This window comes from Methanobacterium paludis, assembly GCF_000214725.1.
GTDB classification, from domain to species: Archaea; Methanobacteriota; Methanobacteria; order Methanobacteriales; family Methanobacteriaceae; genus Methanobacterium_C; species Methanobacterium_C paludis.
In genome coordinates, this window is the sequence record NC_015574.1 from 530,988 (window position 1) to 543,846 (window position 12,859).

Below are 12,859 nucleotides of genomic sequence, written 5' to 3' on the forward strand. Positions count from 1 at the left end.
TTATCTAATTTCAGGTTTATCTATTTCATCTCAAATTTTTTACTTTTACTACTTATTCAGATTTCAGATAATTATTCCGATTTTGTAACATCTTTTATCACGTAATTCACTCCTTCTGAGTCGAGTTTGCGTGTTATACTGTTTGTCATCTTTCCAACGGCAAATACCAGTACATTAAGACCCCTTTTTGCTGCAGCCAACGTGGCATCAGGAGTTGCAAATTCAAAATCTGCCTTGATGTCTAATTTTTCTGTAACGGCCCTTGATACGGTTCCCATCTCTCCAACTCTATCGAATCTCCTGTTATCAGATCCTTTTTCATATATTGAAATGATCTTTTCAAGATCACAAGCCCTTGATCCTCCTTGATTTATAGTTGGAAGCTTTAGTATGATGACAGATCCTGGTTTTAATTCTATGGTGCCTCCAAGTTTGATTAAGGCAACATCTTCACCCGTTGTTGCTTCATTAAGAACTTCGGCGTAGGCTGATTTTTTTTCCTTCGTTGCATACAATGTTCCGTTTTCCATTTCAAGCCAGACCTTCTCACCAGGTTTCAGTTTTTGACGAGCTATTGCAGGCCAAACTGATTTATATGTGTTCATGGTTTCAAGGACATTATCTGCATACTTTCTAAGGTTTGCAGCCTCAGTTTTCACCTTCTCAATGCCACGTTTTGTGATCTTGTATTTGGAACGTCCCATTCCTGTTTCAACAAAACCTTCATCCACAAGGTTCTTTATGTTTTCAGAAACAGCCTGAACAGTTATTCCCAACTTATCTGCAATGTCCTTCTGGCGGAGGTGGGGTTCCCCTCGGGCTATCTCTGCCAGTATCTGAAAGTGTGTAAGCTCACCCTTCTTTTTGAAGACCTTCATAAATTCACCGGTTTTTTTATCTTAAATTTTAAGTTCTAATGTAATGATTGATGTTTTAATTAATTTTTTATTGAAATTTACCATCTTGTATGGATTATTTCATAAAATTCTATTTAATTAAACTTTATTATAATACCATTAAATTATTTATTCACGGGTTTATTCTTTGGATTGAAATCTCATTAGATCATTCCGTTCAAGCTTTCATCAAAGATGTTCAAGAATGCTTCGGTACTGCCTTCAGGTATGTAAGCTCCACAGGCTACTGAATGGCCTCCACCGGTGCCTCCTACCTTTTCGGCTACTTTTCGTATTAAATTCCCGAAATGTACTCCGTTGTAGGCAAGGAGGCGTGAACATCTCAACGACACTTTCAATCCGTCTTTTCCATCTCCAATTTCTGTGAAACCTATTATGGGTTTTTTCCAGTCCCCATAACTTAGGATCATACCTGCTATAGTTCCTATAACGTTGCTTTTTATTTCGCTGCCGTTGAAGTACTGGATGTTGTTCATTGGAATGATCCTTTCCTCTTCCCGGACCCAATCCATTTTTTGGGCGAGATACCTCTTGTGTTCACGTGCTAAATCATCCATATCGTCCAGTGCAAGAGCTCTATCTCCCTTCAAAACTCTCATGGCGATTTCAGGATGTTCATGGCGACTGCATGCATTCACGGCAGTTGAGAATTCACTGGCATCCCTTAATGGGGAATATTTTTTCTCATTTAAAAATTCATAAGAATCTCCGCAAATAAGTTTTGGAATATACCGCACGTATTTTGGTGGAACTTCCCTGCTTAACATTCTCACGAGCTCGGAGAATAACGTACTTTTCTCTTCAACACTTAAATCGCATAAAGATCTGTTTTTTCTACCGTTTTTTGTTGGAATGCCCAGTTTGTTCAACATTAAAATACATTCAGTTTTATTATTTGTTATTGGAAGATTTACATCTCCAAAATAAGATAAAGCTACAAATAAAGGTCTTGTTTGCCTTCCATAGATTGAAAGGTCATTTATTGATTCTACAAAGTTGTTCTGAACACTATCTGTGAGTATGTCCTGATTCAAACCCTGTAGTTTCCCGGTTAAACTATTTTGCATGTCTCCAACAGCGCTTAAAACACCCATCCAGCTTAAATCATAAAATCCAAATGTTTTAGCGAGTAGGTATGTCATTCCGCCGCCTGAAATCTCGTATGATCCATCCATATTGTAGAAATGGGGGTTTATCTCAAGAAATTCACATTTTTTGTAGTGGTTCATTTCCCTTAATGGAGGATGGTGGTCTAAAACCAGAACTTTGGATGAAGAAGTGCAAAATTTATCTAAATTTTGTCCAGAACCGAGATCAGAGAATATGGTAAGTTCATTGGTAGTTTTAAGATCGTCTATCTTATCTAAACTTATGAATTCGATTTCATGTTCTTTTCCAAGTCTGTCCAGCATTAATGACAATAAAGACCCTGCAGTTATGCCGTCGCAGTCTATGTGGCTGTATATTTTGATGTCCTCGGCTTTTTCAACCATTTCATGGGCTTTTGAAAGGGCTTTGTTCATTGGATTTTCCTGACTCTCGACCATAAATTGACTCCTGATTAAATATTTGAGATTAAATATTGAAATTAATGATTTATGAATAATGATTTATGAAATGTAATTATCTGAATTAAACTCATTTGAATTGAAATCTAAATTACTTAAAAAATTTTATTTAGATGGAATTATGAGATTATGAAAACAGCATACTATTGAACCAGCATACTTCAAATTATATTCCTCAAAATTATTCTTAATTTTATGTTATGTTCTATTACTCAGTTCACTTCGCTCTATTTATCTTATTTAAATTAGGTATAGATTATAATTAAATTTAACTCTTTTGAGTTATTATTAAACTTCTAATTGCTTAAAAAATTAATAAAAATTAATTAAAAATAGAAATTAAAAGATTAAAAAAAAAGTTCTGTTCTGATTGGAAAATAAACTAAAAATGGTGTTAAATTAGATCTTTTTGAGGGTTTGTTCATGTTAAATAGGAGTTGTTGAGTTCGATCATGGTTTATTGAACTGCCGTGAATTTAATATCGGAATTGTGGATTTGTTTCATGGATTGATATGGAAACTGGTTGCATGTTCCATGACTTTTATCAAACTACGACCGTGAACTTTTAATTAAATTACTTATTTTAAGGAGAATCTCCCTTTTTGGCATGTTCCTGTCAACAACAACCCTTCCTGACAGTTCCCACCATGATTTAGGGTAAGCCTTACTGTTTTCGATTTTGGGCTTCATTCCAAGTTTTTCAGCAGCCTTTGAGATCTCCCGCAACTTTGGAGAAGTTACTGCACTATCTTTAGATATTCTCCTTCCTTCCCCTTTTGTTTTCTTTGAATCAAGGTAAACCGGCCATATTATTGCTTTCATGGTTTTCACCTATTTAATAACTAAGTTTTACTTCCTAATCCCTTTTATATTATTAGGTTTTACTTTAATTTACTATAATCTATTATTACTAATTCTATTAGATTGTTTGTAGAATCAGATTTTACTGTTCATTTCTCCAAACAATTTCTCAAGCATTGCTTTAACCGTGTATTCATCTGGAGTTATTGCATTGATATTTTCCTCTTCAAGGGGTTTAGCTGTTACAGGGCCGATTGCAGCAACTAAAACGTTATTTTGTAGGGATTCAATCAATTCCTCTTTTTTCTCTTCTTTTTCTGCTACTTCAAACAGATTTTTAACGGTTAAAGTACTTGTGAAGGTTACAGCATCCACATCTTTGCTGATTACACTATTTATAAGCTTTTTAACTTTCCCTTTATCCTTTGGAACAGCTGATTTATATGCTTCAGCCAGTAAAACCTCTGCACCCATAGCTTTTAGGCCTTCGGGGAGCACATCTCTTGCTGCCATGGTTCTTGGAATTCCTATTTTTTTATTACGAACATTTATATCCTTAAAAATTTCAAGAAGTCCCTCTGCAGTGTAATCTTCAGGAATGATGTCGGCGTCCAGCCCCTGTTCATTTAGATATTTTCCTGTTCTGGGGCCGATAACTGCTATTTTACAGTTGGGGTTTAGTCTTTCTTTTAGATCTTTGCAATGTTTAATTATGGATAAAATTCCTGTTGGGGAGGTGAATATCATCCAGTCAAGTTTATCTGCTATTTTACAGAGATTGATCAGTGATTTGGAGTTGGAAACTTGAAGTTCAAGGGTTGGTGCCACCAGAGGTATTCCACCGTACTTTTCAACGATGTCCGCAGCCTTTTGACTTCGTTCAGCTGGTCTGGTTATGGCTATTACTTTACCTTTGATGTTAAGATTGTCGTTCATAATCGGGCCTTCTTAAACACATCCACAACATGTCCCACAACCACAAGTGCAGGTGTTTTAATGTCCTTTTGGGTTATGTCTTCGAGGGTTCCGGTTATTACTCTCTGATTGGGCAGTGTACCGCTTTCAATAACGCAGACTGGTGTTTTAGGGTCTTTGTATTTCATTATTTCTCTGGTATTCTCTTCAAGCATTCCAATGCCCATTAATATTACTATTGTATCTGCATTGAAGTTCCATTTCACCTGTTTATGGGATTTAGTTGGGTCTTCATGTCCGGTTACTATCGTTAGTGATGTTGCAACTCCTCTGTGGGTTACAGGAAGTCCTACGGATGTTGGAACACCTATAGCTGATGTTACGCCAGGTATAAACTCAACGGGAATTCCTTCTTCAAGGAGAGCCAGCATTTCCTCACCGCCGCGTCCAAAAACGAACGGATCTCCCCCTTTGAGTCTCACAACCACATCGTGTTTTTTACCTTCATCTACGAGAATCTGGTTAATTTCTTCCTGTTTCTTGTAATGTTCTCCGGCCTTTTTACCGACGTAGATGAATTCTGCAGATTCTGCATATTTCAAGATTTCTTCATTTGCAAGCCTGTCATATACAACAACATTGGCCTTTTTTAAGGCGTTTATGGCTTTAACTGTTATTAACTCAGGATCTCCGGGTCCAGCACCTACTAAATATACTACCATAGCTTCATCCCCTGACTTTTATGATTATTTGTATTTTATGTTACTAATTGTCATTAGTTAGATTCAATAATTAAAGAACTCTAAATAAATTAAATAATTTGGTTAAAACTCTTAAAAAAATTTTAATAATTGACAATTCCTTTAAAGAATTTTAAACCCTCATCAGATCCAAGAATAGTCTCGGAAGCTCTTTCTGGGTGGGGCATGACTGCACACACTAACCCTTCCTCATCGCATACACCAGTTACAGCTTCTATTGACCCATTAGGGTTTTCTGATTCGAAAGAAAGCACGATCTGGTCGTTTTCATGCAGCTTCTCAATTTCTTCTGTGTAGTAACGACCTTCAGCATGAGCTATAGGCATTCTTATTACTTCGTTCTTTTGGTACATGTTTGTGAAGGGTGTTCTTGTTGTTTTAACCTTTAATTCTGCCCAGTTACATATGAACTTTGCATTTTCGTTTCTTGTGAACACTCCTGGAACAAGTCCAACCTCTGCGAGTATCTGAGCTCCGTTACAGATTCCAAGAACTGGTTTATCTTCTTTAACAGCCTCTTTGATACCTTCTATAACTGGGGTTATTGCTGCTATGGCTCCGGCCCGTAGATAATCTCCATATGAGAAACCACCAGGTATAACGACGGCTTCAAAGTCTGAAAGGTCTCTTTGACTCCACCAGATGTAGTCAGGTTCTGCACCTGCAAGTTCAAGGGCGTGGAAAACATCTCTATCACAGTTTGAGCCAGGAAATCTTATAATTCCTACTTTCATTTTATCCCTCGTGAATTTATTCCTTTTTGGGGCTTATTTTTATCTTGTAATCGTGAATTACGGGGTTGCAAAGGAGTTTTTGACACATCTCATCCACATTTTGGTGTGCAAACTTCTCATTTTCCCCTTCAAGTGAGAATTTTATTATGTCAATGGTGTCGGTATTTTCAACGTTGTAATCCAGAAGAGCCAGAGCCCTCTGTATTGTGGCTGCTTCCGGGTTTAACATACCCTTTTTTAGGCTTATTTTAACCTCAATATCGTATTTCATTATGATCAATCCTCGAGAAGTTAAATAGACTTTATTTTGTTATAGTTATTAGTTTATTTATTTATTATTTTATCCTTTAATCCACTCTTCATCTTTTAAAATAAAGGTTATTAAATTTAAAGGAATAAATTTTTAATGGAATTTCATTCTTATTTCCATTAGATATCTAAATTCCACTTTTTCTTGTCCTTTTCATCGAGTACAATGGATGCAACCTTGATATATGCATCCATAACACCAGATTCACCTTTTCTGAAGAGGTCTTTGTCAAGGTTATCACAAGTTTCAATATCCCAAAATCTGCAGGAATCTGGGCTTATTTCATCACCCAAAACTACGTTTCCCTGGTTATCATGCCCGAATTCAATCTTGAAATCCGGAAATAAAAGTCCTCTTGACTTAAGGAAATCTTTTAAAACCGTGTTTATCTTTAAAGTGATCTCCCTTATGGTGTTGAGTTCTTCTATTGTTACAAGACCTAAAGCAACTGCGATATCATCGTTGAGTGTGGGATCGTGGTATTCATCACTTTTATAATCCATCTGTATGATCGGAGGCTCAAATTCCTGTTTCTCTTTAAAAGGGAAATTTCGAAGCAGACTTCCTGCAGCGATGTTCCTTGTTATCACCTCAATTGGAATCATCTTAAGCTTTTTAGATAGCATGTAACCTGGTTTTAAGAGATCTATGTACTGAGTTTTAACTCCGGCTTCTTCAAGGATTTCAAAAAACTTTGCAGAGATTATAGAATTATAAAAACCTTTTTTATTGAGGTTTTCTTTTTTGGCGCCGTCTCCTGCGGTTATATCGTCTCTGAATTTAACTATAACAATTTCAGAGTTGTCTGTTTCGTATACGTCCTTTGCTTTACCCTTATATATAAGATTTCCAACCTTTGCGTTCATTTTAACTCCATTCTTTGTATTTTTGTATAAATTTGACTATTTTTATAAAATAATTATCTAGTATTATATGATTATCAAATGTTTATATACAATATAAATTACAATTAGTGATATTGTACTTTCTGGTTATAATTTATTGACTGACTGGCTGATTGACATTAACGAATTTGGATCAGTGAAAAAACACCTTACAGGTGAAACCAATGTGTGGAATTGTAGCATGTATACTTAACGATAAAGAAGCAGCACCCGTACTTTTGGGTTGTGTTAGAAGATTAGAGTACAGAGGTTATGACTCAGTTGGCATAGCAACCTCATCATCGGAAATTAAAATTAAAAAGGACAAGGGAAAAATAGGTGAAGTCCAAAAAATGCTTGATCTAACAGATTTACCTGGAAAAATGGGCATAGCGCATGTTAGATGGGCAACCCATGGCTTACCAACCAAAGAAAACGCTCATCCTCACACAGACTGTAAAAAAAGGATAGCAGTTGTTCACAATGGTATAATAGAAAATTACAGGGAATTAAAGGATGAACTTCAGGAAGAAGGGCACGATTTCAAATCAGAAACAGATACAGAAGTTATCCCACATCTAATTGAAAGATACATGGATAACGGGGCAGATTTGGAGGAAGCAACAAGGCTTGCAACTGAGGATATTAAAGGATCCTATGCAATAGCCGTAATGTCCATGGATGAACCGGATAAAATAATTGGTGTTAGGAAGGAGAGCCCACTAATTGTAGGTACAGGAGATGGTGAGTATTTCATAGCATCAGATGCACCTGCAATACTCCAGCACACAAACCGGGTTATATATCTCAACGACAATGAAATGGTAATCCTAAACAGGAACGGTATAACTGTAAAGGACATGGATGGTGTTGTAATTGAGAAAGAGATTGACACGATTGACTGGACTCCGGACATGGCAGAAAAGGGTGGTTACGATCATTTCATGCTCAAAGAGATCCATGAAGAGCCTGATGCTGTTAAAAAGACCATTATGGAAGTTTCAGATATAAAGAAAGTCGTTGAAAAATTCCCCAAGTTCAACAGAATCTGTTTTGTGGCGTGTGGAACATCATACCATGCATCGATGATTGGAAAATATTTATTTGAAGGCATTGTTGGTATTCCAACAGATGTTATACTTGCCTCTGAATTTGAATTCTCGGCAGGGGCTCTTGATGAGAAGACACTTGTGATATTCATAAGCCAGTCTGGTGAGACTGCAGACACCCTCAAAGCCCTGAGAACAGCTAACGAAAAGGCTGAAACCCTTGCAATAGTAAACGTGCTTGGGAGCACAGCTACACGAGAAGCAGATCATGTATTGTATACAAGGGCAGGACCTGAAATAGGGGTTGCAGCAACAAAGACTTATGTAAGCCAACTCACATGTATTTATCTTCTTGCAATTTGTATGGGTCAGAATGAAAAACTTCTAGAGGAGATTCATAAGATTCCTGAGTACATGAAAAATGCACTTGAAAAAGAAGACCAGATAAAGGATATAGCCAAAAAATACAAGGATGCTAAGGATTTCTTCTTCATAGGAAGGGGTTTTTCATATCCAACTGCAATGGAAGGAGCCCTCAAACTTAAGGAGATAACATACATACACGGAGAAGGATACGCTGCAGGAGAACTCAAACATGGGCCATTAGCCCTTATAGAAGATAATGTGCCTGTTGTTGCTGTTGTACCTCCGGGTGAAAGCCATGACCGGACACTGGGCAATGTTCAAGAGGTAAAAGCAAGGGGTGCTAGTGTAATAGCACTGGGTTCGTGTAACGATGCAGTTTTAAGATCTGAATCAAATGATATCATTGAATTTGAGGATGAGATCCGTGATCTATGGTCCCCATTACCATATGTGGTTCCACTGCAACTTTTATCCTATTATATGAGTGTTGAAAGGGGTATAGATCCTGATAAACCTAAAAACCTGGCTAAATGTGTTACAGTTGAATGATTAACTGGTTTGAGGATAGTTGGAGTAACTTGGAGATAAACTTCAAAGTTCCTTGATTTTTTGGATTTTTTATGCTGGAGTGAGTCTTTTTAATTGTGTTTACACCAATTTTTTGGGCGGTAAATACAGTTTTGTTCTGTTTGTGGTTTGAGGGCATGGTTATTAGGAATTCTTTTATAGTTGGATCATCTGATATGTTCACAACAAGATAGTTCAGATAGTTCATCTATCCTAAAAAAACATTTTAAAACAATAAAAATTTAAAAATGGATTTGAATAATCTGATATATACGTATAATATAAAAAAAAACGTAAAAAAACATTTTTAGAAGATATATGTCTTTAATAAATAGTTAGGTAGGTTTAAATGAATCCAAAGAAAGCTGGAGCCGTTTTCATAATTTTGATGATAGCATTGATTGCATATGGGTTCGGTTCATTTGCAAGTGTTGTTGATGTTGACAATAATATTGGTGTTGGTATTATACCTTCAAATCTGAGCTTAAGTGGTCAACAGGCGATTTCAACCATTGGAGATCCTTCATTTGATCCTGTGTCTGTTAATAAAAGAGTTGTTGTTAACGTGAGTAATAACACCACTGTGACGGTTACGAATCTAACAAACCAAAGCAATGGAACTAATAATCTATAAATTTTTAATTTCATAATTGGTAAATAATTCATAAAATTTAAAAAATAAAATTAGATAACATAAATTTAGTTTATAGTTTATATAAATAAAATTAGATAACAGAAAATTATAATTATGCAATATAAATAGGAACCTACCTTCTAATTTTAATTAAATGTTCTAAATAATTCTATTTTGAACAAAAAGAAATACTATACAGCAATAACAATAAAATATGAATTCAGAAATGGAAAATTAGATGAGATCAAAGGTTTTTATTGTAGATTCTATTTAAGTGAAGGTGATTTTCAATGTCAAATGAAAACAAAATTGGAGAGAAAATTCGTCAAATAAGGGAAAGTCAGGATATTTCTCGCGAACAACTTGCACAGGCAAGCCAGAACAGTGTTGAACTTATAGAAAGACTTGAAAGCGGGGCACTGGTGCCTTCACTTACACCATTGTTAAAGATCGCAAAGGCTCTTGGTGTTCGTCTGGGAACTTTTATGGACGACGCACCACAAACAGGACCTTTTGTTGTTAAAGCGGGTAAATCAAAAAATATCATACATTTTTCAGGAAAGGATGATACAAGTAAAGAAAGTGCCCTGGACTTTTATTCACTTGCATATGGAAAGGGTGACAGGCACATGGAGCCATTTGTAATTGATGTGCACCCTCCAAAGACGGATGATTACAAATTATTATCCCATGAAGGAGAAGAATTTATATATGTTATGAATGGAGAAATAGAAATTTCATACGGTTCGGAGAGTTATCTGATCTCTGAAGGAGACAGTATCTACTACGACTCTGTGGTGCCCCATGATCTGCATGCCTACGGAGGCAAAGATGCAAAAATCCTTGCAGTGGTGTACGCAGCGCTTTAGTAACACCCCTTTTAACCAACTTTATTAAAGTTATTTTATTAAATGAAAATTATTTAAAAATTATTAATATTTGAGAAAATTATTGTATAAGAAACCCTAATTACACTTAAAATTCAAATTTATACAATTGTTAAATCTAAGAAGGAATTTAAATGTTTAAGACAGTAGTAACACCAAGATTCGGTGATATAGATGGACTTCGCCATGTTAACAACACAGTGCTTGCAGTTTGGTTCGAGCAGGCAAGGAACCCCATATTTAGAATGTTTACACCAGACTTGGACCTGAGTTATGAAAACTGGAAGTTAATAATGGTCAGGACAGATTTTGACTTCCTCTGCCAAATGTATTATGAAGAAGATGTGGAGATCAGAACCTACGTTGCAAAAATAGGAAATACCTCTTTTACACTCCGACATGAGGCGTGGCAGGAAGGTAAACTCAAAGTTAAGGGAAATGCGGTAGTTGTGCATTTTGACTTCATAAATGAGAAATCAGTACCAATACCGGATTCAATAAGGGCACAACTTGCTGAGCATCTTTTACCTGAAGAAGAAATTGAAACTATGAACAACAAGTAATCATCTAGTTAACGAAATCTGTGAAAAAAAAGTAGGGTCTGCAGCATCTCAAAGTTAAATGGCTCACAGAGTGTCCAAGTCCAATTAAAAAAATTTAGACTTAAAGAATTAAAAAAAAGAATAGAAAATAAAAAGAATAACAATATAAGGGGTTCACATGCTTTTTACAGAGGATACAATAGGCGAATTTTTTGAAAAACAGGTTGAAAAAGCTCCTGAAAAAGATTTCATAGTTTATCCTGACAGAAATCTTAGGTTCACCTACAAAGAGTTTGATGAAAGGGTTAACCTGCTTGCAAAAGGTTTACTCTCTATAGGTGTGGGTAAGGGAGATCACGTCGGTATATGGGCCAGAAACGTACCGGACTGGCTGACATTCATGTTTGCAACAGCCAAAATAGGGGTAGTCCTTGTAACTGTTAACACAGCCTACAAAAGCCATGAACTTGATTACATACTCAAACAATCTGATATGAAAGCTTTAGCAATCATAGATGGTTTTAGAAATGTTGATTATGTTGATACAATCCATGAACTTGTACCTGAGCTTAGAACCCAGGAAAGGGGCAAGATCACAAGTAAAGAATATCCTTACCTGAAGCATGTGATCTACATTGGACCGGAAAAACACAGGGGAATGTACAACACCAACGAGCTCATGCTCCTTGGGAAACACACACCTGATGAAGAACTGATTAAGGTTAAAAAAACCGTCAGCAACCGAGATGTTGTGAACATGCAGTACACTTCAGGAACCACAGGATTTCCAAAGGGTGTGATGCTCACCCACAGAAATATTCTCAACAACGGATTTTACATAGGTGATAGACAGGACTTCACAGAGAAAGATAGACTTTGCCTTCCTGTGCCATTATTTCATTGTTTTGGCATAGTTCTTGGAGTCATGGCACTACTTACCCATGGAGGAACCCTTGTAATGCTTGAAATATTTGACCCGCTCCTTGCACTTGCAGCAGTACATAAAGAGAGGTGTACAGCTTTATACGGCGTTCCAACCATGTTCATAGCAGAGTTAAACCATCCTATGTTTGATATGTTCGACCTCACATCCCTCCGGACAGGTATAATGGCAGGATCACCCTGCCCAATAGAGACAATGAAAAGGGTGGTCAAAGACATGCACATGACTGGTATTACCAGTGTTTATGGTCTTACTGAGGCTTCTCCAGGATTCACACAGACGAGTGTGGACGATCCACTTGAAATTCGAGTCAGTACGGTGGGTAAGAAAATGGAAAACTGTGAAGTTAAGATAGTGGACATTGAAACAGGCGAAACAGTCGGAGTGGGCGAACCAGGGGAGATATGCTGTCGAGGTTACAACATAATGAAGGGATACTACAAAATGCCTGAAAAAACAGCGGAAGTCATAGATGAAGATGGATGGCTCCACAGTGGAGATGTACTTACTCAGGATGAGAATGGATATTATACAGTTGTGGGACGTTTAAAGGATATGATAATCCGTGGAGGAGAGAACGTCTACCCTCGAGAGATAGAAGAATTTATTCATGCCATGCCTGAGGTCAGGGACGTGCAGGTTGTTGGAATACCCGATGAGAAATACGGGGAAATAGTTGTGGCTTTCGTTATTCCTGAAGATGATGTGGATCTAAAAGAAGAGGATGTTAGGGACCATGCTATTGAAAAAATAGCACGTTACAAAGTTCCTAAACATGTTTTTATTGTGGATGAGTTCCCATTGACTGCAAGTGGAAAGATACAGAAGTTCAAACTGAGGGAGCAGGGTGTTGAACTCTTGAAGAAAAAACTGGAAGAAGAACCAGAACTTTAAGGATGGATCGTAGAATATAATGGGATTTTCATTTTATGGAATGCCCATTTCATCATTTTATTTTATTTTCCGGTTTCATCTTATGA

General features: G+C 36.6%; 13 protein-coding genes. 5 read left to right on the top strand and 8 right to left on the bottom strand.

Annotation, left to right across the window (positions count from 1 at the left end; all coding sequences use genetic code 11):
* Window positions 1–71 precede the first annotated feature (71 nt).
* The 8 genes from MSWAN_RS02455 to purC form a co-directional block, all read right to left on the bottom strand.
* Complete coding sequence (locus MSWAN_RS02455) at window positions 72–878, bottom strand: DUF7839 domain-containing protein (RefSeq protein WP_013825031.1); 807 nt, start codon at window positions 876–878, stop codon at window positions 72–74.
* Window positions 879–1,060: 182 nt separating this feature from the next.
* Window positions 1,061–2,464 (bottom strand): single-stranded-DNA-specific exonuclease RecJ, encoded by a 1,404-nt coding sequence (recJ, locus tag MSWAN_RS02460; protein ID WP_013825032.1) that lies wholly within the window; start codon window positions 2,462–2,464, stop codon window positions 1,061–1,063.
* A 571-nt stretch (window positions 2,465–3,035) separates the two neighbouring features.
* The gene (locus MSWAN_RS02465) at window positions 3,036–3,308 is read right to left on the bottom strand and encodes a signal recognition particle protein Srp19 (RefSeq protein ID WP_013825033.1); all 273 of its coding nucleotides are present in this window, start codon (window positions 3,306–3,308) and stop codon (window positions 3,036–3,038) included.
* 114 nt (window positions 3,309–3,422) lie between these two features.
* Window positions 3,423–4,223 carry a uroporphyrinogen-III synthase gene (locus tag MSWAN_RS02470; RefSeq protein WP_013825034.1) on the bottom strand — a complete coding sequence of 267 codons (801 nt, stop codon included), beginning with the start codon at window positions 4,221–4,223 and terminating at the stop codon, window positions 3,423–3,425.
* Window positions 4,220–4,924, bottom strand: a complete 705-nt coding sequence (gene cobA / locus MSWAN_RS02475; protein ID WP_013825035.1) for a uroporphyrinogen-III C-methyltransferase — start codon at window positions 4,922–4,924, stop codon at window positions 4,220–4,222. The genes MSWAN_RS02470 and cobA overlap by 4 nt, the downstream gene beginning before the upstream one ends.
* A 122-nt stretch (window positions 4,925–5,046) precedes the next feature.
* Window positions 5,047–5,697 carry a phosphoribosylformylglycinamidine synthase subunit PurQ gene (purQ, locus tag MSWAN_RS02480; protein ID WP_013825036.1) on the bottom strand — a complete coding sequence of 217 codons (651 nt, stop codon included), beginning with the start codon at window positions 5,695–5,697 and terminating at the stop codon, window positions 5,047–5,049.
* A 16-nt stretch (window positions 5,698–5,713) separates the two neighbouring features.
* Complete coding sequence (gene purS, locus MSWAN_RS02485; RefSeq protein ID WP_013825037.1) at window positions 5,714–5,968, bottom strand: phosphoribosylformylglycinamidine synthase subunit PurS; 255 nt, start codon at window positions 5,966–5,968, stop codon at window positions 5,714–5,716.
* Between the two features lie 158 nt (window positions 5,969–6,126).
* Window positions 6,127–6,873 carry a phosphoribosylaminoimidazolesuccinocarboxamide synthase gene (gene purC, locus MSWAN_RS02490; protein WP_013825038.1) on the bottom strand — a complete coding sequence of 249 codons (747 nt, stop codon included), beginning with the start codon at window positions 6,871–6,873 and terminating at the stop codon, window positions 6,127–6,129.
* A gap of 203 nt (window positions 6,874–7,076) precedes the next feature.
* Between purC and glmS the strand changes: the two genes are divergently transcribed.
* The 5 genes from glmS (at window position 7,077) to MSWAN_RS02520 (ending at window position 12,773) form a co-directional block, all read left to right on the top strand.
* Window positions 7,077–8,855 (top strand): glutamine--fructose-6-phosphate transaminase (isomerizing), encoded by a 1,779-nt coding sequence (gene glmS / locus MSWAN_RS02495; RefSeq protein WP_013825039.1) that lies wholly within the window; start codon window positions 7,077–7,079, stop codon window positions 8,853–8,855.
* Window positions 8,856–9,222: 367 nt separating this feature from the next.
* Window positions 9,223–9,507 carry a hypothetical protein gene (locus MSWAN_RS02505; RefSeq protein ID WP_013825040.1) on the top strand — a complete coding sequence of 95 codons (285 nt, stop codon included), beginning with the start codon at window positions 9,223–9,225 and terminating at the stop codon, window positions 9,505–9,507.
* A gap of 290 nt (window positions 9,508–9,797) precedes the next feature.
* Window positions 9,798–10,376: a helix-turn-helix domain-containing protein gene (locus MSWAN_RS02510; protein ID WP_013825041.1), complete on the top strand. Its 579-nt coding sequence runs from the start codon at window positions 9,798–9,800 to the stop codon at window positions 10,374–10,376.
* A gap of 152 nt (window positions 10,377–10,528) precedes the next feature.
* Window positions 10,529–10,957, top strand: a complete 429-nt coding sequence (locus MSWAN_RS02515; RefSeq protein ID WP_013825042.1) for an acyl-CoA thioesterase — start codon at window positions 10,529–10,531, stop codon at window positions 10,955–10,957.
* 157 nt (window positions 10,958–11,114) lie between these two features.
* Window positions 11,115–12,773, top strand: a complete 1,659-nt coding sequence (locus tag MSWAN_RS02520; RefSeq protein ID WP_013825043.1) for an AMP-binding protein — start codon at window positions 11,115–11,117, stop codon at window positions 12,771–12,773.
* Window positions 12,774–12,859 lie beyond the last annotated feature (86 nt).